We start from the raw sequence: 25,949 nt of genomic DNA, 5'->3' as shown, positions 1-25,949 counted from the left end.
AACAGGATGACTCATTTAACGCGTATCAGCGCTATCAACTGGAACCGCATTGATGACGACAAAGATCTTGAGGTCTGGAATCGTCTCACCAGCAACTTCTGGCTACCGGAGAAAGTGCCGCTGTCGAACGACATTCCCGCCTGGCAAACCCTCAGCGCGGCGGAGCAGCAGTTGACCATTCGCGTCTTCACCGGGCTGACCCTGCTCGACACCATTCAGAACACCGTCGGCGCCCCGGCGCTGATGGCGGACGCCCTGACCCCACATGAGGAGGCGGTACTGTCGAACATCAGCTTTATGGAAGCGGTTCATGCTCGCTCTTACAGCTCCATTTTTTCCACGCTGTGCCACAGCAAAGAGGTGGATGCCGCCTTTGCCTGGAGTGAAAGCTGCGAACCCCTGCAACGTAAAGCGCAACTGATGCTGGGCTACTATCAGGCCGATGAGCCGCTGAAGAAAAAAATCGCCAGCGTGTTCCTCGAATCCTTTCTCTTCTATTCCGGCTTCTGGCTGCCCATGCACTTCTCCAGCCGGGGAAAACTGACCAATACCGCGGATCTGATCCGTCTGATCATTCGCGATGAAGCGGTGCATGGCTATTACATTGGCTACAAGTATCAGAAAGGACTGGAGATCGTCAGCCCCGGCAAGCGCGAAGAGTTGAAAAATTTCGCCCTCGATCTGCTGATGGATCTTTACGACAACGAGCTGGCCTACAGCCGGGAACTGTACGGCGAGAGCGGCTGGTTCGACGACGTCAGCGCTTTCCTGTGCTACAACGCCAATAAAGCGCTGATGAACCTCGGCTATGAGGCGCTGTTCCCGGCGGAGATGGCAACGGTTAACCCGGCGATCCTCGCCGCGCTGTCACCTAACGCCGATGAAAACCACGACTTTTTCTCCGGCTCCGGCTCCTCCTACGTGATAGGTAAAACGGAAGAAACCGCCGACGACGACTGGGACTTTTAACCGTACTTTCACCAGGAATATCACGGACGGATTCCTGGTGTTCTATTTCTCAGAATAACGGTTTCTCTGCCAAATATTCTCTCCATCGCTTAACCGTCATCACTGCGTCATATTTAGCAGAAAACCATGCCATTCCAGGCGAATTATCCAAAGATAATCAAAAAATATCACCTGCAATAAATTGCCTCTCAGCCCTTATATCACGGGGGCTGAACCGTAAATCCCGTCTTCTCATTTTGCCGAGAGTTTGCCATTGAGGGTTGTCACAGAATCTGAGTATGTTAGGGTGTAAAAAGATCATAATCACCATCGGGTACCATATCGCAATAAACAAATAACAGGAACTTCTCTATTGCATGGCAATTAAATTAGAAATTAAAAATCTTTATAAGATATTTGGCGAGCACCCCCACCGGGCTTTCAAATATATTGAGAAAGGACTCAACAAAGCGCAAATACTGGAAAAAACGGGGCTGTCGCTTGGCGTCAAAGACGCCAGTCTGGCCATTGAAGAAGGCGAGATATTCGTCATCATGGGGCTCTCCGGCTCGGGGAAATCCACCATGGTTCGCCTTCTCAATCGCCTGATTGAACCCACCCGCGGCCAGGTGCTGATTGACGGGGTCGATATCGCCAAAATGTCGGATGCCGAGCTGCGCGAGGTGCGCCGCAAGAAAATTGCGATGGTTTTTCAGTCCTTTGCGCTGATGCCGCACATGAGCGTGCTCGACAACACGGCGTTTGGCATGGCGCTGGCCGGCGTCCCGGCCGCCGAACGAGAGCAAAAAGCGCGGGAAGCGCTGCGTCAGGTCGGGCTGGAGAATTATGCCCACGCCTGGCCGGATGAGCTCTCCGGCGGGATGCGTCAGCGCGTCGGTTTAGCCCGCGCGCTGGCAATTAATCCCGATATTCTGCTGATGGATGAAGCCTTCTCCGCGCTCGATCCGCTCATTCGCACCGAAATGCAGGATGAGCTCATCAAATTACAGGCTAAGCATCAACGTACTATCGTTTTTATTTCCCATGACCTTGATGAAGCCATGCGCATTGGCGATCGCATCGCCATTATGCAAAATGGCGAAGTGGTTCAGGTCGGCACTCCGGATGAAATATTAAATAATCCGGCCAATGATTATGTCCGCACCTTCTTCCGCGGCGTCGATATTAGCCAGGTCTTCAGCGCGAAAGATATTGCCCGTCGTAGCCCGGTCGGTCTGATTCGTAAAACGCCTGGTTTTGGCCCCCGTTCGGCACTGAAATTATTACAGGATGAAGACCGGGAATACGGCTATGTCATCGAGCGCGGAAATCGCTTTGTCGGGATTGTCTCAATTGATTCTCTGAAGACGGCGCTCAGCACCGGCCAGGGGATCGAGGCGGCGCTGATTGAGGCCCCGCTGGCAGTAGAGGCGCAAACGCCGCTCAGCGATCTGCTCTCCCACGTCGGTCAGGCGCCGTGCGCCGTCCCGGTGGTGGATGAAGAACAACAATACATTGGCATCATTTCCAAACGAATGCTGCTCCAGGCTTTAGATCGCGAGGGGGTGAATCATGGCTGATCAAACTAATCCGTGGGATAGCGCCCCGGCAACCGACAGCGCCGCGCAGTCCGCTGACGCCTGGGGTGGCGCGTCCACTGCCGCGCCGGCTGACGGCGGCGGCGCCGACTGGCTGCACAGCGCGCCCGCGCCGCAGCCGGAACAGTTCAACATCATGGACCCGTTCCATAAAACGCTGATCCCGCTCGACAGCTGGGTCACCCACGCCATCGACTGGATCGTGCTGCACTTCCGCCCGCTGTTCCAGGGGATCCGCGTGCCGATCGACTATATCCTCAGCGCCTTCCAGCAGCTGCTGTTGGGGATGCCGGCGCCGGTGGCGATTATTCTCTTCGCGCTGATCGCCTGGCAGATCTCCAGCCTCGGCATGGGGGTCGCCACTCTGGTTTCGCTGATTGCCATCGGCGCCATCGGTGCCTGGTCGCAGGCGATGGTCACCCTGGCGCTGGTCCTCACCGCCCTGCTGTTCTGCATGGTTATCGGCCTGCCGCTGGGTATTTGGCTGGCGCGCAGCCCGCGGGCAGCGAAAATTATCCGCCCGCTGCTCGATGCCATGCAGACCACGCCGGCCTTCGTCTACCTGGTGCCGATCGTGATGCTGTTCGGCATCGGCAACGTGCCTGGCGTGGTGGTGACAATTATCTTCGCTCTGCCGCCGATCGTCCGTCTGACCATCCTTGGGATAAACCAGGTGCCCGCGGATCTGATCGAAGCGTCGCGCTCGTTTGGCGCCAGCCCGCGCCAGCTACTGTTTAAGGTTCAGCTGCCGCTGGCGATGCCCACCATCATGGCCGGGGTTAACCAGACCCTGATGCTGGCTCTGTCGATGGTGGTGATCGCCTCGATGATCGCCGTCGGCGGTCTCGGCCAGATGGTGCTGCGCGGCATTGGCCGCCTGGATATGGGTCTGGCCACCGTCGGCGGGGTCGGGATTGTGATCCTGGCGATTATTCTTGACCGCCTCACTCAGGCTGTCGGCCGCGACGCCCGCAGTCGCGGCAACCGCCGCTGGTACACCACCGGCCCGCTGGGGCTTATCACTCGCCCTTTCTGTCGATAAGCCGATACAGCGCCGCTCCCCGGCAGCAGCCGATGCCGGGGGGCCGCCCTTCCCGTTAAACAAGAAGAGGAACCACCATGCGACATAGCACGATGATGGCCACCGCCGCCTTTGCCACCCTGCTCGCCACCAGCGCCTTCGCCGCCGACCTGCCGGGCAAAGGGATTACCGTGAAGCCTGCCCAGAGCACCATCTCCGAAGAGACCTTCCAGACCCTGCTGGTCAGCCGCGCGCTGGAGAAACTTGGCTACACCGTCGAGAAGCCCAGCGAAGTGGACTATAACGTCGCCTATACGTCCATTGCCGCCGGCGATACCACCTTTATCGCCACCAACTGGCAGCCGCTGCACGATGACATGTACGCCGCGGCGGGCGGTGATAACAAATTTTATCGCAAAGGGGTGTTTGTCTCTGGCGCCGCCCAGGGCTATCTGATCGATAAGAAAACCGCCGAGCAGTACCACATCACCTCCATCGATCAGCTCAAAGACCCGCAGATCGCCAAACTGTTTGATACCAACAATGACGGTAAAGCGGATCTCACCGGCTGCACCCCAGGCTGGGGCTGCGAAGCGGTAATTAACCATCAGATTGACGCCTATGGCCTGAGCAACACCGTCACCCATAACCAGGGCAACTACGCGGCGATGATGGCCGACACCATCACCCGCTATAAAGAGGGTAAACCGGTGCTCTACTATACCTGGACACCGTACTGGGTTAGCGATGTGCTGAAGCCTGGTAAAGACGTCGTCTGGCTGCAGGTGCCGTTTTCTTCTCTGCCGGGTGAGCAGAAAAACATTGATACCAAACTGGCCAATGGCGCTAACTATGGCTTCCCGGTGAACACCATGCACATTGTCGCCAACAAAGCCTGGGCGGAGAAAAACCCGGCCGCCGCCACCCTGTTTAGCGTGATGAAGCTGCCGATCGCCGACATTAACGCCGAAAATGCGATGATGCATGAGGGTCATGCTTCCGAAGCCGACATCAATGGTCATGTTGACGGCTGGATCAAAGCCCACCAGCCGCTGTTCGACAGCTGGGTGAAAACCGCGCTCGCCGCGCAGCAGTAACTCTGCGCCCGGATAAGGCGCTGGCTCTTATCCGGGCGAACGTCTCCCCTGCCAAGGCCGGGCAAAGTGACGGTTAAGGTCATGGAAAAGCGGATTCCAGGAATTTCCATAGTGTTAAGGGGCGTCGCCCTCTGTTAAGGTGGAGACATCGGTCAATTTGCCACCTTCACATGGATCCAGCGATAAGTTATTCATATGGAAAACCCCGCGCCCTTAACCTGTGCCTTACCTGAACGTGTCGCCACCGTCGGCGAAGGCATCAAAGATAGCCTCCCCATCGTCATCAGCTACCTTCCGGTGGCATTCGCCTTCGGACTAAACGCCACCCGGCTGGGCTTTACGCCACTGGAAAGCCTGTTTTTCTCCTGCATTATTTACGCCGGCGCCAGCCAGTTTGTGATCACCGCCATGCTGGCCGCCGGCAGTTCGCTGTGGGTCGCGGCCCTGACGGTGATGGCGATGGACGTGCGCCACGTGCTGTATGGCCCCTCGCTGCGCAGCCGTATAGCTTCCGCGCTCGATAAAAAGAAAACCGCCCTCTGGGCCTTCGGCCTGACCGATGAGGTTTTCGCCGCCGCCACCGCCAGGCTGGTCCGCGACAATCGCCGCTGGAGCGAAAACTGGATGATCGGTCTCGCGTTTACCTCGTGGGCGTCGTGGGTGTGCGGCACGCTGGCCGGCGCCTGGTCCGGCAACGGCCTGCTGGTGGATTATCCGGCAGTAGAAGCCGCCCTCGGCTTTATGCTGCCGGCGCTGTTTATGAGCTTCCTGCTGGCCTCTTTCCAGCGTCAGCAGTCTCTCTGCGTCACAGCGGCGCTGGCAGGCGCGCTGGGCGGCATTCTCTTATTTTCTATTCCAGCGGCGATCCTCGCCGGGATTGTCTGCGGGTGTCTGACGGCGCTGATTCAGGCCATGCTTAAGGGGATGCCTGATGAACAGTGAGGTCCTTCTGCTCGGCGTGATTGTCGGCGGCGTCAACTATCTGTTTCGCTATCTTCCCCTGCGTCTGCACGCCGGCCATGCCCGTCCTGCCCGCCGTGGCCCGGTCAGCGTGTTGCTCGACACCATTGGCATCGCCTCGATTTGCGCGCTGCTGGTGGTCTCCAGCGTGCCGGAGATCCTCGCCGACGCCCATCGCCTGGTGCCGACACTGATCGGCTTTCTGGTGCTGGGGGCCGCCTTCTGGAAAACCCGCAGCATTATTGTCCCGACCCTGCTGTCGGCATTTGCCTATGGTCTGGCCTGGAAAATCGCCAGCGGGCTCTAAGCCTTACGTATCAGTTTTAGTCAATAATTCATTTGATTTATTTGTCACAATAGTTATTATATCGGCTGTAATTAATGAGGTCATACCCAAATGGATAGTTCGTTTACTCCCATTGAGCAAATGCTCAAATTCCGCGCCAGCCGCCACGAAGATTTCCCTTTCCAGGAGATCCTGTTAACTCGTCTTTGCATGCATATGCAAGGTAAGCTGCTGGAAAATCGCAATAAAATGCTCAAAGCGCAGGGAATTAACGAGACATTATTTATGGCGCTGATTACGCTGGAGTCACAGGAAAACCACAGCATCCAGCCGTCCGAGCTGAGCTGCGCGCTGGGCTCGTCGCGTACTAACGCCACCCGTATCGCTGATGAACTGGAAAAACGCGGCTGGATTGAGCGCCGCGAGAGCGATAACGATCGTCGCTGTCTGCATCTGCAGCTGACTGAAAAAGGCCATCAGTTTCTGCGCGAGGTTCTGCCGCCGCAGCATAACTGTCTGCATCAGCTGTGGTCTTCACTCAGCACCAGCGAAAAAGATCAGCTCGAACATATCACCCGCAAACTCCTGAGCCGCCTCGACCAGATGGAAGAAGAAGGCGTGCTGGCGGACTCTCTACGCTAAGGGCGGCGTCGCTCAGCCCATTTTTACGTTGCAAGGAAAACAGCCAGGCCAGCAGATCTCTGCTGGCCTTTCTGATAAACAGGTCGGCTCAGCCGATGTGAAATAATAAGATGGTGGAGAATAACATGAGCGCAAATGCGGAGAGCCAAACCCCGCAGCAACCAGGCAGCAAAAAAGGGAAGCGTAAAGGCGCCCTTCTGTTGCTGACATTGCTCTTTATTATTATTGCCGTGGCATATGGGATTTACTGGTTTCTGGTACTGCGTCACTACGAAGAGACCGATGATGCCTACGTAGCAGGGAACCAGGTACAAATTATGGCCCAGGTCTCGGGCAGCGTGACCAAAGTCTGGGCCGACAACACGGACTACGTGCAGAAAGGCGATCCGCTGGTCACCCTCGATCAGACCGATGCCCAGCAGGCGTTTGAAAAGGCCAAGACTCAGCTGGCCGCCAGCGTCCGTCAGACCCGCCAGCAGATGATCAACAGCAAGCAACTGCAGGCGAATATCGACGTCAAAAAAACCGCCCTCGCCCAGGCGCAGGCGGACCTGAATCGCCGTATCCCGCTGGGTGCCGCGAACCTCATCGGCCGCGAAGAGCTGCAGCACGCCCGCGACACCGTCGCCAGCGCGCAGGCCGAGCTCGACGTGGCAATCCAGCAGTACAACGCCAACCAGGCGATCGTGCTGGGTACTAAACTGGAACAACAACCGGCGGTGCTCCAGGCGGCTACCGAAGTGCGTAACGCCTGGCTGGCTCTGCAGCGTACGCAAATCGTCAGCCCGATTAGCGGCTACGTTTCCCGTCGCTCAGTACAGCCTGGCGCGCAGATCGGCACCACCACGCCGCTGATGGCGGTGGTCCCGGCAACCAACCTGTGGATCGACGCCAACTTTAAAGAGACACAGCTGGCGCACATGCGTATCGGCCAGCCGGCCACCGTGATCAGCGACATCTATGGTGATGACGTGAAATACACCGGCAAAGTGGTTGGTCTGGATATGGGCACCGGCAGCGCCTTCTCCCTGCTGCCGGCGCAGAACGCCACCGGCAACTGGATCAAAGTGGTACAGCGTCTGCCAGTCCGTATCGAGCTGGATGAAAAACAGCTGGCGGAACACCCGCTGCGCATCGGTCTCTCAACGCTGGTGGAGGTCAATACCACCAACCGCGATGGTGAAATGCTGGCCAGCCAGGTACGGAGCTCCCCGGTTTACGAGAGTAATGCCCGTGAAATCGCTCTCGATCCGGTTAATAAACTGATAGACGACATCATTCGGGCCAACGCCGGATAATTCGGGGTGAGTGTAATGCAACAGCAAAAACCGCTGGAAGGCGCGCAGCTGGTCATTATGACCATTGCGCTGTCGCTCGCGACGTTCATGCAGGTGCTGGATTCCACTATCGCCAACGTGGCGATCCCAACCATTGCTGGTAACCTTGGCTCCTCGTTGAGCCAGGGGACCTGGGTCATCACCTCGTTCGGGGTCGCCAACGCCATTTCCATCCCCATCACCGGCTGGCTGGCCAAGCGCGTGGGCGAGGTGAAGCTGTTCCTGTGGTCAACCACCGCCTTCGCCATTGCCTCCTGGGCCTGCGGCGTCTCCAACAGCCTGTCGATGCTGATTTTCTTCCGTGTCATTCAGGGGATTGTCGCCGGGCCGCTGATCCCGCTGTCGCAAAGTCTGCTGCTCAGCAACTACCCGCCGGCGAAGCGCTCTATCGCCCTGGCGCTGTGGTCGATGACGGTGATCGTCGCCCCCATCTGCGGCCCGATCCTCGGCGGCTATATCAGCGATAACTACCACTGGGGATGGATCTTCTTTATCAACGTGCCCATTGGCGTGGCGGTGGTGCTGATGACCATGCAAACCCTGCGCAACCGGGAAACTAAAACCGAACAGCGGCGGATCGACGGCGTCGGTCTGGCGCTGCTGATCATCGGTATCGGTAGCCTGCAGGTGATGCTCGACCGCGGCAAAGAGCTCGACTGGTTCTCCTCCAATGAGATTATCATTCTGACCATCGTGGCGGTGGTGGCGATAAGCTTCCTGATCGTCTGGGAGCTGACCGACGATAACCCGATTGTCGATCTGTCGCTATTTAAGTCGCGCAACTTCACCATCGGCTGCCTCTGTATCAGTCTGGCCTATATGCTCTACTTCGGCGCCATCGTGCTGCTGCCGCAGCTGTTGCAGGAGGTATACGGCTACACCGCAACCTGGGCCGGTCTGGCTTCGGCGCCTGTGGGGGTGATCCCGGTCATTCTGTCGCCCATTATTGGCCGCTTCGCGCATAAGCTCGACATGCGGCGGCTGGTCACCTTCAGCTTTATCATGTACGCCGTCTGCTTCTACTGGCGCGCCTGGACCTTCGAACCGGGGATGGACTTTGGCGCCTCGGCGTGGCCACAGTTTATCCAGGGCTTCGCGGTGGCCTGCTTCTTCATGCCGTTGACCACTATCACCCTTTCCGGCCTGCCGCCGGAGCGGCTGGCGGCGGCGTCGAGCTTGTCGAACTTCACCCGTACTCTCGCCGGCTCTATCGGGACCTCAATCACCACCACCCTGTGGACCAACCGTGAGGCGCTGCACCATGCGCAGCTTACCGAATCGGTCACTCCCTACAACCCGAACGCGCAACAGCTCTACGATCAGCTGCAGGGCATGGGAATGACGCAGCAGCAGGCGTCCGGCTGGATAGCACAGCAGATAACCAACCAGGGGCTGATTATCTCCGCCAACGAAATCTTCTGGATTTCTGCGGCCATTTTCATCCTGCTGTTGGGACTGGTGTGGTTCGCCAGACCACCGTTCAGCGCCGGCGGCGGCGGCGGCGGCGCGCACTAAGCCTCACATAAAGGGACCTGCGGGTCCCTTTTTTACGGCGTCAGGTTGTCCAGTTCTCGCTAGTTTCTGTCTCGTTTGCGAAAGCCCGTCACCCTGCGCTCGGGCAGGATAAAGGCTGACCAATAAGGAGAACACTATGCTGAGCCATCCTGCTGAAAAATACCGCCCCTATCCGCCGATTGCCCTGCCCGACCGCCGCTGGCCCGATCGGCAAATCAGCCACGCCCCGCGCTGGCTGTCGACCGACCTGCGCGACGGCAATCAGGCATTGGCCGAACCCATGGACAGCGCCCGCAAACTGCAATTCTGGGATCTGCTGCTGGAGTGCGGCTTTAAAGAGATTGAGGTCGCCTTCCCTTCCGCTTCGCAAACCGATTTCAACTTCGTCCGCCAGCTGATCGACGAGCAGCGCATCCCGGAAGATGTCACCATCCAGGTGCTGACCCAGGCGCGGGATCCGCTGATCCTGCGCACCTTTGAGGCACTGCGCGGTGCCCGTCGGGCCACCGTCCACCTCTACAATGCCACCGCGCCGCTGTTTCGCGAGCTGGTCTTCGGCATGGATAAAGCCGAGGTGATCGCCCTCGCGACCCGCGCCACCCGGCTTATCCGCCAGCAGTGTGAACAGCAGCCGGAGACCCGCTGGCAATACGAATATTCACCAGAGACCTTCTGCTTCACCGAACCCGAGTTTGCGCTTGAGATTTGCGAGGCGGTGGCGGATGTCTGGCAGCCCTGCGCTGGACGGCCGATGATCGTCAATCTGCCGGCGACGGTGGAAGTCAACACCCCCAACGTGTATGCCGATCAAATCGAGTATTTTTGCCGCCACTTCTCCCGCCGTGGCGAGGTTTGCATCAGCGTGCACCCACATAACGACCGCGGCACCGGCGTTGCCAGCGCCGAGCTGGCTGTCATGGCTGGCGCCGATCGGGTGGAAGGCTGTCTGTTTGGCAATGGCGAACGCACCGGCAACGTCTGCCTGGTGACGCTGGCCATGAATCTCTACAGCCAGGGCGTCGACCCCCAGCTTCGCTTCGAGCAGATGAACCGGGTGGTGGAGGTGGTGGAAAACTGCAATCAGATCCCGGTTCATCCGCGCCATCCGTGGGCGGGAAGTCTGGCTTACACCGCCTTCTCCGGCTCCCATCAGGATGCGATCAAAAAAGGGTTTGATGCCCGTCAGCCTGGCGATCCATGGCGGATGCCCTACCTGCCCGTTGACCCACAGGATATTGGCTGTAGCTATGAGGCGGTGATCCGCGTTAACAGTCAGTCGGGGAAAAGCGGCAGCGCCTGGCTTATCGAACAAAATCATGGTCTGAAGCTGCCCCGCGGGCTGCAGCAGGACTTCAGCCAGCACGTTCAGCAGGCCACCGATAGTGACGGCAAAGAGATGACCCACCATGCGCTGTGGCAGCTGTTTCGCATGCGCTACGGCCTGCTGGCGCAGCCTGCGCTGACGCTGCTCGATTATCAGAGCGCCAGCCAACCGGATGGCCAGCTTTCGCTGCAGGCAACGCTGCGACACCATGGCGAAACCCGACGCCTGCAGGGCCAGGGCAACGGCCTGCTCTCTGCCGCCGCCAGCGGTCTCAGCGCGCTGCTCAGACAGCCGTTTATGATCAAGGACTATCATGAGCATACCCTTGGCGCGCGCAGCGACAGTCGATCGGTCGCCTATATTCGCTGCGTTTTTCCGCAAGGTGAAAGCTGTTGGGGGGTGGGTATCGATAATGACGTGGCGCGCGCCTCGCTGCAGGCATTATGCAATGCGCTCAGCGCCGCCGATCAGCCCGGGGGACGAAAATAGTCGCTGGGAGCGACGCCCATCACCCGGCGGAACATGGCGCTGAAGGCACTGTGGCTGCCGTAGCCCAGCTCCAGCGCCACCCGCAGCACAGAGTGGCCCTGCGCCAGGCGAATCAGCGCTTCCATTAGCTTCGCCCGACGCACCCACTCGCTCCACGTCAGGCTGGTCTGCTGCTGAAAATGGCGGTTCAGGGTTCGCTCGCTCATGTTGCACGCCTTTGCCGCCTGGCCGCTGCTCCAGGCCTCGCCCGGCGCCTCGCGCACCTGCTGACATAGCCGACGCAGCGTGTCGCTTTGCGGCTCCGGCAGGCCAAACGGCAGGATCGCCATCCCGCGGATCTCATCAAGGATCAGCTCATAAATTCGTTCGTCGCGGCTGGCGGGGGCATAGCGCTCGGCCAGTTCCAGGGATGAGACGATCAGTTCCCGCAGCAGCGGCGTGATCTGTACGATCTGGCAGCCCGCCGGAAGATCGGCGCGTGCCAGCGGATCGATAAACAGCGTGCGCGCCGCCACGTTGCCAGTCATACGCAGCGCGTGCGGCGTTCCCGCCGGTAGCCAGACGCCACGCCCGGGTGGTACCACCCAGTAACCTGCCGGCGTCGCGACCCGCACCACGCCGCTTAAAATATGCAGCAGCTGGGCGCAATCATGCTGATGCCAGTCTTCCCGGTCACCGTGCGCATAATCATGGGCAAAGGGCACCAGCGGGCGGTGCTGAAAGGAAAAGGAAAGGGTCGTCGTCATTACGGCGTCAGGAGAGCGGCCCGGCGACAAGCGTCGGGCCATAGCGGAAGCACTAGATGTGCAGTTCCTGCAGTTTTTCTTTCGGCAACGCCAGTTCGTCGTTGCTGTTGATGCGCACATCACGCTCAATGATATGACGAGCGATGTCCTGGGCCTCTTCCAGCGAGTGCATGGTGTAAGTGCCGCACTGGTAGACGTTCAGCTCCGGGATCTGGTTCTGATCTTTCACCTTCAGCACGTCGGCCATCGCCGCTTTCCAGGCGTCAGCGACGCGCTGCTCGTCCGGCGTACCAATCAGGCTCATGTAGAACCCGGTGCGGCAGCCCATCGGCGAAATGTCGATAATTTCCACGCCATTCCCGTTCAGGTGATCGCGCATAAAGCCGGCAAACAGGTGTTCCAGGGTGTGGATCCCGCGCTCCGGCATCACTTCCTGGTTCGGCACGCAGAAACGCAGGTCGAAAACGGTGATTTCATCGCCATGCGGCGTGTTCATTTTCTTCGCGACACGCACCGCCGGGGCTTCCATTCGGGTATGGTCGACTGTGAAACTATCTAACAACGGCATTCTTCACCTCCGCGAGTGAATTTTTTTAAAATAAAATGAACTCTTTGTTCAACCGCGAGTCTCAGTATATGAAAGACGCGCATTTATTATCATCATCATCCCTGAATCAGAGATGAAAGTTTGGCCACAGTGATGTGGCCTTTTTCTTTTGTATCGTCAATACGCTACGCGTGTCGCGCCAGCAGCGCCTCAAACGGCTCACTGTCTTCGGCTTCCACTTTCTTCTGCCGCGCCACCGACGCATCGCGCTCGGCGATGAAATCGGCTTCGCTCAGGATCTCCAGCGGCTCTTCACGCAGCTGTGTCCGATAGCAATCGGCCAACGCACGGCCCGTGCCACCAATCCCTTCTTCAATCATAGAACGCAGAATGCGGGCTGAGAAGGTCAATTCCGGATCGTCAAAGCAGGCCAGCAGCTCGTCGCAGACCTGTTGATAGGCCTCGCCGCCATGAATGCTGTCCAGCGTCTGCGCCACGCGGCGTAAATCGCGGAACAGATCTTTCCCCACCTGAGCCAGCGGGAACTGCGCGCTTTCGCAACCGATGCCCAGCGTTAAGCCCGGCTTACGCCCTTCCAGAATCACCCGATTCCAGTTGGTGCGCGTACACAGCAGCTCATCGCTGCTCATCTCCGGCGCATCGGCCAGGGCACACCAGACCATAAACAGATCGAGGAAACGCACCTGCTGTGCGTCAACGCCGATCGGCGAGAACGGATTAATATCCAGCGAACGCACTTCAATGTACTCGATACCGCCGCGCAGCAGCGCATCGGACGGGGTTTCGCCCCGGCGGGTCACGCGTTTCGGGCGGATTGGCGCATAGAGTTCGTTTTCAATCTGCAGGATATTGCTGTTGATCTGCAGATATTTCCCGTCTTTCTCCAGCCCGATTTTGGCGTACTCTTCCGACGGTGTTTTAATCGCCCGCTTCAATCCTGCCACATACTCATGCAGATCGTTAAACGTAATTCCGAGATTGCTTTGCGATTTATTGGTATAACCGAGGTCGCTGAGGCGCAGCGAGGTGGCATACGGCAGGTAGTACATGCCGTTGCCCGTCTCCTCAAAGGGTAACGTCGTCGGTTTGCCTTGCAGGAACGAAGAGCAAATCGCCGGCGAAGCACCGAACAGATACGGGATCACCCAGCCAAAGCGATAGTAGTTACGAATTGAGCGGAAATAGCCCGCCGAAATAGCCTCTTTACCGCTCTCGGCATCTTCCACGCCACATTTTGCCTGCCAGAAAGCCATCGGCAGCGAGAAGTTATAATGTACGCCGGAGATAGTCTGCATCAGGGCGCCATAGCGGTTCTTCAGCCCCTCACGATACAGCGTTTTCAGACGACCTACGTTGGAGGTGCCGTACTGCGCCAGCTCAATATCCTGACCGGGAGCGATATAGCATGGCATACTCAGCGGCCACATCCGCTCGTCACCCAGCTGACGCGCCGTATAGCGATGGACATCGCGCATAAAGGTCAGCATATGATCAATATCGCCATCTACCGGCGTAATGAACTCGAGTAACGCTTCGGCAAAATCGGTGGTAATCCATTTATGCGTCAGCGCTGAGCCTAACGCCAGAGGGTGACCGGTCGTCGCGAGGGTGCCGTCTGCGTTCACGCGCAGCGTCTCCCGCTCCAGACCACGTTGAATACCCTGCAGGGCCTGCGGATGTTTTTCCAGCCAGGCCAGCGCCTGTGATACGTCCGGGATCAATTTGACCTCCCGCCTGTCGAAATCGTTTGAATAAGCATAATTGTAATGGATGAACTATCAGTCCAATTAGTGCCACCACGTCATGCCCTGAAGCGTCACTGCCGCAATAGCGATATAGCGCAGCGCCTTACCAAGGCATAAGAAAAAGAGTACCGGTCCCCAGGAAATGCGCATCCATCCCGCCAGCAAACACAGTAAATCGCCGACAACCGGCGCCCAGCTCAATAAGAGCGTGACCGCACCGTAGCGCTTAAGCCAGCCGGCCGCCCGCTCCTGCCAGCGCGAGGTTTTGCGCAGCGGAAACAAGCGCCCCAGAATAACGTTAGTTACCCCTCCAAGGCTATTGCCGATTGTTGCTATTAATACTAACCACCACGGATGACTAACCCCTGTCAGTAGCATAGCCACCAGCACAACCTCCGAATTGCCGGGAAGCAGCGTGGCACTTAAAAAGCTACTGGCAAACAGAGAGGTAAGTGACAGGGCGTCGCTCACAGCAAACGCACGTCAACAGCGTCCATTCCCGCGCGCTTCGCCGCCTGCAGACCAAAGTCGGCATCTTCGAAGACCACGCATTTTTCCGGCGCGACGCCCATGCGCTCGGCGCACAGCAGGAAGGTATCTGGCGCGGGTTTATGGTTGGCCACATGATCGGCCGCCACCACCGCGGAGAAGTAATGACGTAGGCCCAGATGCGCCAGCAGCGCTTCGGCGACGGCGCTCTCGCTGCCGGTACCCACCGACATCGGTCGGCGGCCATGCCAGGCCTTAACTACCTCAATCAGCGGCAAGGGGCGTACGCTGTCCAGCAGCATCGCTTTGACGGCCTGGGTTTTTTCCTGCGCCAGACGATGTGGATCGAGATCGGCCTGATTGAGTTCAATAATCGCCTGGGCAATTCGCCAGGTTGGTGAGCCATTGAGCGCGACCATCGCCTGTTCGTCGAAACGCATACCGTAGCGACCCAACACCTCGTTCCATGCCTGCCGATGGGTCGGCTCGGTATCGAGAATGGTGCCATCCATATCAAAGATCAGTCCTGCGTAACCTTCGTACATCGTCTTCTCACCAACCAGTTTGGGAATGGTTACTGTAACGCAAAAGCCCGCCGTTGTCGCGGCCAGCGGCGCAGACGACAAAGGCGCCCTCAGGCGCCTTCAGGCATAAGGCCGGATAACCAACCTTATTTAATACGCAGATCGTTCTCGACCATTCGCACGCCCTGCACCCGGCGGGTGACTTCTACGGCTCGTTTAGCGCTTTCCGCGGAGGAAACAAACCCGCTCAGCTGCACGCGGCCTTTAAAGGTCTGGACGCTAATTTCTGAGGACTTGATGTCTTTATCGTTAAAGAGCGCCGTTTTCACCTTGGTGGTCACCACGGTATCGTCAATATAGCCGCCCGTACTCTCCTTTGTCGCCGATCCCGCACAGCCAGCGAGGGCAGTCGCCACCAGCAGCGTCGCGCAAAAAGCAGGTATTGCTTTGAACCATTTCATGGATTTCTCTCCTTGCATTTTTCTCAGCCTGATAACGCTGATATACAAGGATAAATTATAGTGGAAAGCGCGGCTTGCCAATAAAAAAGTCAGGATGAAACCAGTGATGGAAAACGAGGTAATCGGGATGGTGAGAGAAGAGTGAAGATTGGGCATTCAGAACGGGTGCTGCGATAATTTCGCAGACAGGCAACAACATTGTGGCTGTTACTGAGGAGAATATGGTGCATCCGGGAGGATGACTCGGCTGCGCCTCGCCCTCCGGGCCGTTGCTTACGCAACGTTATCCTCCCTGGTGCTGGCGATAATTTCGCAGACCATAAAACAGCGTCATCGCTGTTATTAAGGAGAATATGGTGCATCCGGGAGGATTCGAACCTCCGACCGCTCGGTTCGTAGCCGAGTACTCTATCCAGCTGAGCTACGGATGCATCGGGAAAGCTATTTTACTGCGGGGTTACTCTCCTGGCACTTGCGATGGTTTCGCAAACCAGATAACAACAATGTTGCTGTTACTAAGGAGAATATGGTGCATCCGGGAGGATTACTCGGCTGCGCCTCGCCCTACGGGCCGTTGCTTACGCAACGTTATCCTCCCTGGTGCTGGCGATGATTTCGCAGACCATAAAACAACTTTGTCGCTGTTGCTAAGGAGAATATGGTGCATCCGGGAGGATTCGAACCTCCGACCGCTCGGTTCGTAGCCGAGTACTCTATCCAGCTGAGCTACGGATGCATCGGGATTACTGCTGTAATTCTGATATTAAATTTCGCGATTTGCCATTCTTATCAAAGAATGGTGCATCCGGGAGGATTCGAACCTCCGACCGCTCGGTTCGTAGCCGAGTACTCTATCCAGCTGAGCTACGGATGCATCGGGAAACTTGCTTTACTACGCGTCAGTGTCACAACTAACACATGCCACACTGAGTATGATGGCCTAATCGGTAGAGTAACTCGATTATGCCTCGCACTGCGGGCCGCTGCTTTCACAGCGCTCTTCTCTCTTAATTCAGAAAGAAGATGGTGCATCCGGGAGGATTCGAACCTCCGACCGCTCGGTTCGTAGCCGAGTACTCTATCCAGCTGAGCTACGGATGCAAAATGGCGGTGAGGCGGGGATTCGAACCCCGGATGCAGCTTTTGACCGCATACTCCCTTAGCAGGGGAGCGCCTTCAGCCTCTCGGCCACCTCACCACACAACACGCCTCTTTCGAGTGCTTCGAAGAACTTGTTTCTGCTCTTCGTCGCTGCGATGGCGCACATATTACTTTCTGGTACTTATAAGTCAAACACTTTTTCGAGACCTTTTTTCGTTTGCACACTTCGCACGCAATTCGCATGCAAAAACGGCAAAAAGGGCAATTTATCAACAGGAAATAAGCTCTGGCACTGGCATAACGCCAGAGGGACAACACAGTAGTGGATGATGAAAAGTGAGAGGGTGCAGGGAGTAAAAACAGAAAAAGCGAGAAAAAGGGCAGATAGGGATGCGCCTCACTGAGCAGCGAGGCGCGGAAACCTTAGTAACTGGACTGCTGGGATTTTTCAGCCTGAATACGCTGGTAGATCTCTTCACGGTGAACCGATACTTCTTTAGGGGCGTTTACGCCAATACGAACCTGGTTACCCTTCACCCCTAAAACTGTCACAGTGACCTCATCTCCAATCATGAGGGTCTCACCAACTCGACGAGTCAGAATCAGCATTCTTTGCTCCTTGAAAGATTAAAAGAGTCGGGTCTCTCGTATCCCGGCATTATCCATCATATAACGCCAAAAAGTAAGCGATGACAAATACCTTGCGGTATAAGGCAGTCATGGCATCACATTCTGTTAAACCTAAGTTTAGCCGATATACACAATTTCAACCCGACTTTATCGTTATCGGTGTCTCTTGCGCAAGGTGCCGTAACCAGAGGCTTAGGCACCTATACCCCTCATATTTCAAGTTGCATGTGTGTTGGCTTTCCTCGCGCCCCCCAGCCACTTACTTGAGTAAGCGCCTGGGCTTCGCTGCGTCGCCGCCTTCCTGCAACCCGAATTATTTAGGGTATATGCGTTTATAGTTATTACAGTTTTGCGCTGACCCAGCCTTTCACACTGGCTAACGCTGCAGGGAGAGCAGACGCATCGGTACCACCGGCCTGCGCCATATCCGGACGACCGCCCCCTTTACCGCCCACCTGCTGAGCGACCATACCAACCAGCTCCCCTGCTTTCACGCGGTCTGTCACATCCTTAGACACACCGGCAATCAGAGAAACCTTACCGTCTGCGACCGTAGCCAACACCACAATCGTCGAACCCAACTGGTTCTTCAGATCGTCGACCATAGTACGCAGCATCTTCGGCTCAACGCCAGCCAGCTCGCTGACCAGCAGCTTAACGCCGTTAATCTCTTCCGCTTTGCTGGAGAGGTTTGCACTCTCCTGCGCCGCAGCCTGCTCTTTCAGCTGCTGCAGCTCTTTTTCCAGCTGACGGGTACGCTCCAGCGCGGCGCGAACTTTCTCGCCGAGATTGTGGCTGTCACCCTTCAACAACTGTGCAATATCGCTGAGCTGATCGCTCTGCGCATGCAGGATAGCCATCGCGCCTTCGCCGGTTACCGCTTCAATACGACGAACGCCAGCAGCGGTACCCGATTCAGAGGTAATGCGGAACAGGCCGATATCACCCGTACGCGCCGCGTGCGTCCCACCGCACAGCTCGGTAGAGAAATCGCCCATTTGCAGCACGCGGACGCGGTCGTCGTATTTTTCGCCGAACAGCGCCATGGCGCCGGAGGCACGCGCGGCATCGATATCCATAATATTGGTTTCGATCGCCAGGTTACGACGGATCTGCGCGTTGACCAGATCTTCCACTGCACGAATTTCTTCCGGCTTCATCGCTTCGAAATGCGAGAAGTCAAAGCGCAGCGCTTTATCATTAACCAGCGAGCCTTTCTGCGCCACATGGGTGCCGAGCACCTGGCGCAGCGCCGCGTGCATCAGGTGCGTCGCGGAGTGGTTCAGACGAATACGCTGACGGCGCGCCTCATCGACATCGGCCTGCACCGCGTCACCCACTTTCAGAGTGCCGCTGGCGACTTTACCGATATGACCAATCGCCTGGCCGTATTTCTGCGTGTCGCTGACCGCGAAGGAGAAGCCGGCGCCTTTCAGTTCGCCTTTATCGCCTACCTGACCGCCGGACTCCGCATAGAATGGGGTTTGGTCGAGGATCACTACCGCTTCCTGGCCGGCGCTGACGCTATCCACGGCTTTGCCGTCGACAAACAGCGCCGTGACGTTGCCATTCAGCTCCAGATGATCGTAGCCTTTAAATTCAGAGGCGCCATCAACGCGGATCATCGCGTTATAGTCAGCGCCGAAACCGCTGGACTCGCGCGCGCGGCGGCGCTGCTCTTCCATGGCGGCCTCAAAACCAGCTTCGTCAACCTTGATGTTGCGCTCGCGGCACACATCCGCGGTCAGATCCACCGGGAAGCCATAGGTGTCGTACAGACGGAAAGCGGTTTCGCCATCCAGAGTGTCGCCTTTCAGCTTGTCCAGCTCTTCATCCAGCAGCGCCAGACCACGCTCCAGCGTGCGGGCAAACTGCTCTTCTTCGGTTTTCAGCACCTGCTCAACCTGAGCCTGCTGCTGCTTCAGTTCTTCACCGGCGGAGCCCATCACGTCGATCAGCGGGGCAACCAGTTTCCAGAAGAAGGTGTCCTTCGCGCCCAGCATATTGCCGTGACGGATCGCGCGACGAATGATACGGCGCAGCACGTAGCCACGGTTTTCATTGGACGGGATGACACCGTCGGCAATCAGGAACGCACAGGAGCGAATATGGTCGGCAATCACGCGCAACGACTTGTTGCTCAGGTCGGTCGCGCCGGTGACTTTCGCCACGCTGGCAATCAGATCGCGGAATAGATCGATTTCATAGTTGGAGTTAACGTGCTGCAGCACGGCGGCAATACGTTCCAGCCCCATACCGGTATCAACGGACGGCTTCGGCAGCGGCTCCATGGTACCGTCAGCCTGACGGTTGAACTGCATGAAGACGATGTTCCAGATCTCGATGTAACGGTCGCCGTCTTCTTCCGGGCTTCCCGGAGGGCCACCCCAGATATGGTCGCCATGGTCGAAGAAGATTTCGGTGCACGGACCGCACGGACCGGTGTCGCCCATCTGCCAGAAGTTATCGGAAGCAAACGGCGCACCTTTGTTGTCACCGATGCGAATAATGCGCTCACGCGGGACGCCCACTTCATTGGCCCAGATGTCGAAGGCTTCGTCATCGGACTCGTAAACGGTAACCCACAGTTTTTCTTTCGGCAGGGCAAACCAGTTTTCGCCGGTCAGCAGTTCCCATGCGTATTTGATGGCATCCTGCTTGAAGTAATCGCCAAAGCTAAAGTTGCCCAGCATTTCGAAGAAGGTGTGGTGGCGCGCGGTATAGCCGACGTTTTCCAGATCGTTGTGCTTACCACCCGCACGCACGCAACGCTGCGCGGTAGTCGCGCGCGAATAATTACGTTTATCGAGGCCAAGGAAAACATCCTTGAACTGGTTCATCCCGGCGTTGGTAAACAGCAGGGTCGGGTCGTTGTGCGGCACCAGGGAGCTGCTGGCAACTACCTGATGTCCCTTGCTATGGAAAAAGTCGAGAAACGCCTGACGGATCTCAGCGGTGCTCTTGCTCATAATTATCCTGAAATCAAGCTACACGTCATCCTTCAAGCCGCCTCTGTCCTGGCTCTGCTTGCTCCCCCCGCTCACGAACTGAAGTCCGCTCCTGAGGATCCACTCTCTTGCCGCCCTGATGCAGCTTGAATGATTTTGTGTAAAGGAATAATCGCCCTGGACGCTGCCTGCACGGTCACAACCAGCGGCCCGACGGAATAAAGTGGGAATAAGATAAGTTTTCTTTACGGCGAAGTAAAATCCCCGATGGGTCAATCTGCAAAATTTCGCCAGATTTCCTGGATATCTTCCATCAGGTAGCCGCGGTAGAGCAGGAATCGCTGGATTTTGACTTTTTCGGTAAACGCGCTGGGGAGCGGTTCGCCATATTTACGCTGCGCCTGCGCTCTGGCAAGGCTCACCCAGTCGATATCGCAGTCACGCATCGCCTGTTCAATGGCCTGGCGCGCAATGCCTTTCTGGCTGAGCTCCTGGCGAATACGTGCCGGCCCATAGCCTTTGCGGCTCCGGCTGGCGATAAACTGGCCGACGAATCGGTTATCGTCGAGGTAGCGGTTTTCGATACACCAGGCGACGACCTGCTCCAGCTCTTCGGGGGTGACGTCCAGCGCCTCGGGACCGTTTTTGCTCATCACCGGGGCCACCAGCTTGCGTCGCAGCTCCTGCTCGCTGTGGTCGCGCATCGCCAGAATGCGGATAGCACGGTCCAGAAGACGGGCATAGCCGGAGCGGCGTGATGAAGGTTCAGTCACAGGCACCTCGATAATCTCACAAAGCAAAAGGGCTGCCTAAGCAGCCCTGTCAGTCTTGCAGACGATATCAGAAATCCTGTTCGGTTTCTTCTGCACTGTTGTCGTCAACGACGAAGTCTGGCTTCGCATCCTGATTGTTGAGCAACAGCTCGCGCACTTTCTTCTCAATCTCTTTCGCCGCCGCCGGGTTCTCTTTCAGCCAGGTGATTGCGTTCGCTTTACCCTGGCCGATTTTGTCGCCGTTGTAGCTATACCAGGCGCCCGCTTTCTCAATCAGCTTCTCTTTCACGCCGAGGTCAACCAGCTCGCCGTAGAAGTTGATGCCTTCACCGTAGAGGATCTGGAATTCGGCCTGTTTAAACGGTGCTGCGATCTTGTTTTTCACCACTTTGACGCGGGTTTCGCTGCCGACGACGTTGTCACCCTCTTTCACCGCGCCGATGCGGCGAATGTCCAGACGTACAGAGGCGTAGAACTTCAGGGCGTTACCACCGGTAGTGGTTTCCGGGTTACCGAACATCACGCCGATTTTCATACGGATCTGGTTGATAAAGATCAGCAGCGTGTTGGACTGCTTCAGGTTACCCGCCAGCTTACGCATCGCCTGGCTCATCATACGCGCCGCGAGGCCCATGTGAGAGTCACCGATTTCGCCTTCGATTTCCGCTTTCGGCGTCAGCGCCGCGACGGAGTCGACAACGATAACGTCAACCGCGCCAGAGCGCGCCAGCGCGTCACAGATTTCCAGCGCCTGCTCCCCGGTGTCCGGCTGAGAACACAGCAGGTTGTCGATATCAACGCCCAGTTTGCGTGCATAGACTGGATCCAGCGCGTGCTCGGCATCGATGAACGCACAGGTTTTACCTTCGCGCTGCGCTGCGGCGATAACCTGCAGCGTCAGGGTGGTTTTACCGGAGGATTCCGGACCGTAGATTTCCACGATACGGCCCATTGGCAGACCGCCAGCGCCCAGCGCAATATCCAGAGAAAGCGAACCGGTGGAGATGGTTTCCACATCCATGGTGCGGTCTTCACCCAGGCGCATGATGGAGCCTTTACCGAATTGCTTTTCGATCTGGCCCAGTGCAGCCGCCAACGCTTTCTGTTTGTTTTCGTCGATCGCCATTGTTACTCCTAATCATGCAGGGTAAAGCGTGTTCGCTTTGCCGTTAATATTTGTTCAGTTGAGGCAATTATACTGTATAGTCATACAGTATCAAGTATTTTGTAGAAATTGTTGCCAGAGCAGATTGAGCGCATAGGCCGTCGCCTGACGACGCACCGCTTCGCGGTCTCCGGCAAAGCATTCCCGCCGCGTCACCCCTTGCCCACTCACGCTGGCGACGCCGAACCACACCGTCCCAACCGGCTTTTCTTCGCTGCCGCCGTCCGGCCCGGCAACGCCGCTGACGGAGATGGCATAATCCGCACGCGCCGCGCGCAGCGCGCCAATCGCCATCTCCACCACCACCGGTTCGCTTACCGCGCCGTTGTCGCGCAGCGTCGCTTCGCTGACGCCGATCATTTGCGATTTTGCTTCGTTGCTATAAGTCACAAAACCGCGTTCAAACCACGCCGAGCTGCCGGCAATATCGGTGATGGCTTTCGCTATCCATCCGCCGGTACAGGACTCCGCGGTGGTCACCGTCGCGCCGCGCGCCTTCAGCGCCCCGCCAACTTTCTCGCTTAGCTGCATTAATTCTGAATCGGTCATTATCGCCCCGCTTTGCTCCGGATAAAGAGGCCATCAAAGATAGCACTTTCGGCAGAGATATGGGGACGAGGTGGCGATTTTACGAGGGGGGATCCAGAAATGGGTCGTCCTGTGATAACCAGGACGACCAGACAACCGGTTACTTCATGCTGTTAGCGATAAGCTCAACGTTGTGACGCATCATTTTGACGTAGCTATCGGCCACGCCGCCCGGCTTAGACAGCGCTTCCGGATAGAGTTCGCCGCCGGGCTGCGCGCCGGTGGCGCTGGCAATCTGCTTCACCAGCCGCGGGTCCAGCTGGTTCTCCATAAACCAGGTATGCACGCCATCGGTTTTGATTTGCTGAATCAGCGCCGCCACCTGCGCCGCGCTGGCCTCGCTCTCGGACGAAAGCCCCTGCGGCGCAAGGAATGTCACGTTGTAAGCGCGGCCAAAATAGCCGAAAGCGTCATGGCTGGTGAGGACCTTGCGCTTTGCCTGCGGAATGGCGCTGAACTGCCCTTTCGCCCAGCCGTCGAGGGCCGTCAGCTGGTCGATATAGCGCTTGCCGCTATTGGTCAGCGCCGCTTCATCTTCCGGGTCGGCTTTCACCAGACCATCGAGGATATTCTGCGCATACAACGCGCCGTTCGCCGCGCTGTTCCAGGCGTGGGGATCGGTCACCGTTTTGCCGTCTTCATCGAGGGTATGGGTCTTGACGCCCATCGACGCCACCACCAGCTCGCCCTTAAAACCGGAGGCCTTAATCAGGCGATCCAGCCACCCTTCCAGACCCAGGCCGTTGACTACCACCACGTCGGCCTTGCTGAGCAGCGCGCTATCCTTCGGCGAGGGCTCGAAGGTATGCGGATCGCCGTCCGGGCCGACCAGGGTATCCACATGGACATGCTCCCCACCAACCTGCTGCACCATATCGCCCAGCACCGAAAAGCTGCTGACCACATGCAGCGTTTTCGCCATGGCCCCCTGCGCCATCAGGCCGAGGGCCAGCGCGACGACTATTGCACTACGTTTCATCATTTCCTTACCCCATCAATGTGCGCCAGCCAACCAGCAGCCGGCTGCGTGTGCCAAAAAACAGCGAAACAAAAAACAGCGCGCTGGCGGTCAGGACAATAGCGGGCCCGGCGGGAAGACTGACCGCCCAGGAGAGACTCAACCCCAGCCAGGCGCAGAGTGCGCCCATTCCCGCCGCCAGCAGCAGAATGCCCGGCAGCGTGCGCGCCCAGCAGCGCGCGGCGACCGCCGGGAGCATCATCACCCCCACCGCCATCAGCGTGCCGAGCACCTGAAACCCGGCCACCAGGTTAAGCACCAACAGCGCCAGAAAAAGCCCATGCAGCAGCGCGGGCAGCCGCCGGTTATTCACCTGCAGCCAGGCGCTGTCGAACGCCTCGCTAACCAGACCGCGGTAGCACAGCGCGATGCACAGCAGCGTCAGGCTGGCGACGCCGCTGACAAACAGCGCCGCATCACGATCCACCGCCAGAATAGAGCCAAACAGCAGATGCAGCAGGTCGACGCTGGAGCCGCGCAGCGACACCAGGGTGACGCCCAGGGCCAGCGATCCCAGATAGAATCCGGCAAAGCTGGCGTCCTCTTTTAACGGCGTCCGCCGGCTGACCCATCCGGCCACCAGCGCGACCACGATGCCGGCAACGAAGCCGCCCAGAGTCATGGCCAGCAGCGACATGCCGCTCAGCAGGTAGCCCACCGCCACACCGGGGAGAATGGCGTGCGACAGCGCATCCCCCATCAGGCTCATGCGCCGCAGCAGCAGGAAGACGCCCAGCATGGTAGTGCTCAGCGACAGCGCCAGACAGACCACCAGCGCCCGGCGCATAAAACCAAATTCAATAAAGGGCTGAAAGAAGGTGTGCCAGATCATGCTGACCTCGCATGGCTGAAAGCCGGAAGTACCGCCCGGGTAATGCCCCAGCAGGCGCGCTGAGGGGTCAGCAGCAATGTCTCCGGGAAGAAGTTGGCTACCCGCTGGTTATCATGCAGCACCGCCAGGATGGTCTGTCCCTGCCGGTGCATGTCGAGGATCAAATCCATCAGTTCACGACTGGTCGCTTCGTCGATGCCGGTGAAGGGCTCGTCGAGCATCACCAGCGGCGCCTGCTGCACCATCACCCGGGCAAACAGCATGCGCTGAAACTGGCCGCCGGAGAGCGCTTCGATCGGCGTTTTCGCCAGGCCCGCCAGCCCGACCCGCTCCAGCACCGCGCCGATGCGTCGCCGGGTGTCGCCCCCCAGACCGCGCAACAGCGACACGCCGGGCCATGCGCCCTGGCTTACCACATCCTGCACGTTGAGAGGAAACTGCGACTCGAGGGCATGGCGCTGCGCCAGCCAGCCAATCACCGGCCGTTTCCCTTGCCAGCGCAGGCGGCCACTGACCGGCGGCAGAAACCCGGCAAGGGTTTTCAGCAGGGTCGATTTTCCGCAGCCATTGAGGCCAACAATTGCCGTCAGGCTGCCGGGGCAAATCATCCCGCTCAGCGGCGGGGTGACTGCGACTCCGCCATAGCCGGTTACCAGTTGCTCCAGTTCAATCATGGCAGCGTCACCGCCCACCAGGTCGCCAGCCATAGCGCCACCAGCAGCACGCCTGCGGTGGCCACGCGCGCCGCGCCGGAAGCCATAAAAATCGATGTGAACATATTTTCGCCTCAACTTAATGTTATAACATAACAATACAGAAGCGAGAAAAGAATGTAAATCAGCGTCAGTCAGCGGAAATGTAACAAAGGTCAACAAGAGGCATGCAGAGGGGAAAAAACGGATGGATAAGCGCGGCGTCCCCGGGGAGGTGACCCCGGTCGCGCTGCGCTTACCGGGGCTATCAACCGGATACCAGACCGTAGATACTGTTATCGATTTGCAACTGTTTTGGTCCGGGAAAAACAGTTGTTTTTATTATTTCAGAGCAGATTGCGCTCCCGATATTTCTTCTGCGTTATGTCTCTCATGGCGCAGGTGTTTTCCCGGAGGCGGCGCGCTGCGCCTTGTCCGTATATGGACACCTC

24 protein-coding genes and 5 tRNA genes are annotated in these 25,949 nt (G+C 57.9%); 10 read left to right on the top strand and 19 right to left on the bottom strand.

The window, feature by feature from the left end; translation table 11 throughout:
- Nucleotides 1–6 precede the first annotated feature (6 nt).
- From nrdF to leuA, 10 genes are all read left to right on the top strand, one after another.
- Complete coding sequence (nrdF, locus tag B8P98_RS06155) at nt 7–969, top strand: class 1b ribonucleoside-diphosphate reductase subunit beta (protein WP_080897704.1); 963 nt, start codon at nt 7–9, stop codon at nt 967–969.
- A 356-nt stretch (nt 970–1,325) separates the two neighbouring features.
- Nucleotides 1,326–2,528, top strand: a complete 1,203-nt coding sequence (proV, locus tag B8P98_RS06150) for a glycine betaine/L-proline ABC transporter ATP-binding protein ProV (RefSeq protein WP_080897703.1) — start codon at nt 1,326–1,328, stop codon at nt 2,526–2,528.
- Complete coding sequence (gene proW, locus B8P98_RS06145) at nt 2,521–3,588, top strand: glycine betaine/L-proline ABC transporter permease ProW (protein WP_080897702.1); 1,068 nt, start codon at nt 2,521–2,523, stop codon at nt 3,586–3,588. Before proV ends, proW begins: the two co-directional genes overlap by 8 nt.
- Before the next feature lie 77 nt (nt 3,589–3,665).
- On the top strand, nt 3,666–4,664 hold the full coding sequence (gene proX, locus B8P98_RS06140) for a glycine betaine/L-proline ABC transporter substrate-binding protein ProX (RefSeq protein WP_025712748.1): 999 nt from the start codon (nt 3,666–3,668) through the stop codon (nt 4,662–4,664).
- A gap of 195 nt (nt 4,665–4,859) precedes the next feature.
- Entirely contained in the window at nt 4,860–5,606 is a 747-nt protein-coding gene (locus tag B8P98_RS06135) for an AzlC family ABC transporter permease (RefSeq protein WP_080897701.1), read from the top strand.
- A complete protein-coding gene (ygaH, locus tag B8P98_RS06130; protein ID WP_080897700.1) occupies nt 5,596–5,931 on the top strand; it encodes an L-valine transporter subunit YgaH in 336 nt (111 codons plus the stop codon). The genes B8P98_RS06135 and ygaH overlap by 11 nt, the downstream gene beginning before the upstream one ends.
- Before the next feature lie 90 nt (nt 5,932–6,021).
- On the top strand, nt 6,022–6,552 hold the full coding sequence (gene mprA / locus B8P98_RS06125; protein WP_002914337.1) for a transcriptional repressor MprA: 531 nt from the start codon (nt 6,022–6,024) through the stop codon (nt 6,550–6,552).
- Nucleotides 6,553–6,677: 125 nt separating this feature from the next.
- The gene (emrA, locus tag B8P98_RS06120; RefSeq protein ID WP_025712751.1) at nt 6,678–7,850 is read left to right on the top strand and encodes a multidrug efflux MFS transporter periplasmic adaptor subunit EmrA; all 1,173 of its coding nucleotides are present in this window, start codon (nt 6,678–6,680) and stop codon (nt 7,848–7,850) included.
- Nucleotides 7,851–7,865: 15 nt separating this feature from the next.
- Nucleotides 7,866–9,404: a multidrug efflux MFS transporter permease subunit EmrB gene (emrB, locus tag B8P98_RS06115; RefSeq protein ID WP_080897699.1), complete on the top strand. Its 1,539-nt coding sequence runs from the start codon at nt 7,866–7,868 to the stop codon at nt 9,402–9,404.
- Between the two features lie 136 nt (nt 9,405–9,540).
- Complete coding sequence (gene leuA, locus B8P98_RS06110) at nt 9,541–11,217, top strand: 2-isopropylmalate synthase (RefSeq protein ID WP_025712753.1); 1,677 nt, start codon at nt 9,541–9,543, stop codon at nt 11,215–11,217.
- On the opposite strand, the gene B8P98_RS06105 is transcribed toward leuA, so the two are convergent.
- From B8P98_RS06105 to B8P98_RS06005, 19 genes are all read right to left on the bottom strand, one after another.
- Nucleotides 11,196–11,963, bottom strand: a complete 768-nt coding sequence (locus B8P98_RS06105; RefSeq protein ID WP_095033611.1) for an AraC family transcriptional regulator — start codon at nt 11,961–11,963, stop codon at nt 11,196–11,198. The two genes, leuA and B8P98_RS06105, sit on opposite strands and share 22 nt — an antisense overlap.
- 52 nt (nt 11,964–12,015) lie before the next feature.
- Nucleotides 12,016–12,531 carry an S-ribosylhomocysteine lyase gene (gene luxS / locus B8P98_RS06100; RefSeq protein WP_002914351.1) on the bottom strand — a complete coding sequence of 172 codons (516 nt, stop codon included), beginning with the start codon at nt 12,529–12,531 and terminating at the stop codon, nt 12,016–12,018.
- A 164-nt stretch (nt 12,532–12,695) separates the two neighbouring features.
- On the bottom strand, nt 12,696–14,252 hold the full coding sequence (gene gshA, locus B8P98_RS06095; RefSeq protein ID WP_025712755.1) for a glutamate--cysteine ligase: 1,557 nt from the start codon (nt 14,250–14,252) through the stop codon (nt 12,696–12,698).
- Nucleotides 14,253–14,318: 66 nt separating this feature from the next.
- Nucleotides 14,319–14,747, bottom strand: coding sequence for a YqaA family protein (locus B8P98_RS06090; protein ID WP_025712756.1), 429 nt, complete (start codon nt 14,745–14,747; stop codon nt 14,319–14,321).
- Entirely contained in the window at nt 14,744–15,310 is a 567-nt protein-coding gene (yqaB, locus tag B8P98_RS06085) for a fructose-1-phosphate/6-phosphogluconate phosphatase (RefSeq protein ID WP_025712757.1), read from the bottom strand. The genes B8P98_RS06090 and yqaB overlap by 4 nt, the downstream gene beginning before the upstream one ends.
- 125 nt (nt 15,311–15,435) lie before the next feature.
- Nucleotides 15,436–15,750: a BON domain-containing protein gene (locus B8P98_RS06080; protein WP_004205689.1), complete on the bottom strand. Its 315-nt coding sequence runs from the start codon at nt 15,748–15,750 to the stop codon at nt 15,436–15,438.
- A gap of 354 nt (nt 15,751–16,104) precedes the next feature.
- A tRNA-Arg gene (locus B8P98_RS06075) sits at nt 16,105–16,181 on the bottom strand.
- A gap of 228 nt (nt 16,182–16,409) precedes the next feature.
- Nucleotides 16,410–16,486 (bottom strand) — tRNA-Arg (locus B8P98_RS06070).
- 61 nt (nt 16,487–16,547) lie between these two features.
- Nucleotides 16,548–16,624: transfer RNA gene (locus B8P98_RS06065), tRNA-Arg, on the bottom strand.
- Nucleotides 16,625–16,774: 150 nt separating this feature from the next.
- A tRNA-Arg gene (locus B8P98_RS06060) sits at nt 16,775–16,851 on the bottom strand.
- Nucleotides 16,852–16,855: 4 nt separating this feature from the next.
- A tRNA-Ser gene (locus B8P98_RS06055) sits at nt 16,856–16,948 on the bottom strand.
- A gap of 326 nt (nt 16,949–17,274) precedes the next feature.
- Nucleotides 17,275–17,460 carry a carbon storage regulator CsrA gene (csrA, locus tag B8P98_RS06050; protein WP_000906486.1) on the bottom strand — a complete coding sequence of 62 codons (186 nt, stop codon included), beginning with the start codon at nt 17,458–17,460 and terminating at the stop codon, nt 17,275–17,277.
- Between the two features lie 362 nt (nt 17,461–17,822).
- Nucleotides 17,823–20,450, bottom strand: a complete 2,628-nt coding sequence (gene alaS / locus B8P98_RS06040) for an alanine--tRNA ligase (RefSeq protein WP_080897697.1) — start codon at nt 20,448–20,450, stop codon at nt 17,823–17,825.
- 251 nt (nt 20,451–20,701) lie between these two features.
- Nucleotides 20,702–21,202, bottom strand: coding sequence for a recombination regulator RecX (gene recX, locus B8P98_RS06030; protein WP_025712759.1), 501 nt, complete (start codon nt 21,200–21,202; stop codon nt 20,702–20,704).
- 67 nt (nt 21,203–21,269) lie between these two features.
- Entirely contained in the window at nt 21,270–22,328 is a 1,059-nt protein-coding gene (gene recA / locus B8P98_RS06025) for a recombinase RecA (protein ID WP_025712760.1), read from the bottom strand.
- A 90-nt stretch (nt 22,329–22,418) separates the two neighbouring features.
- Nucleotides 22,419–22,916 carry a nicotinamide-nucleotide amidase gene (pncC, locus tag B8P98_RS06020; protein WP_025712761.1) on the bottom strand — a complete coding sequence of 166 codons (498 nt, stop codon included), beginning with the start codon at nt 22,914–22,916 and terminating at the stop codon, nt 22,419–22,421.
- A gap of 139 nt (nt 22,917–23,055) precedes the next feature.
- Nucleotides 23,056–23,934, bottom strand: coding sequence for a metal ABC transporter substrate-binding protein (locus B8P98_RS06015; RefSeq protein WP_095032822.1), 879 nt, complete (start codon nt 23,932–23,934; stop codon nt 23,056–23,058).
- A gap of 7 nt (nt 23,935–23,941) precedes the next feature.
- Nucleotides 23,942–24,805, bottom strand: a complete 864-nt coding sequence (locus B8P98_RS06010; RefSeq protein WP_025712763.1) for a metal ABC transporter permease — start codon at nt 24,803–24,805, stop codon at nt 23,942–23,944.
- A complete protein-coding gene (locus B8P98_RS06005) occupies nt 24,802–25,512 on the bottom strand; it encodes a metal ABC transporter ATP-binding protein (protein ID WP_165931771.1) in 711 nt (236 codons plus the stop codon). The genes B8P98_RS06010 and B8P98_RS06005 overlap by 4 nt, the downstream gene beginning before the upstream one ends.
- Nucleotides 25,513–25,949 lie beyond the last annotated feature (437 nt).

Source organism: Klebsiella quasivariicola, from assembly GCF_002269255.1.
GTDB lineage: Bacteria > Pseudomonadota > Gammaproteobacteria > Enterobacterales > Enterobacteriaceae > Klebsiella > Klebsiella quasivariicola.
This window is presented reverse-complemented; position numbering and strand designations above follow the sequence as displayed.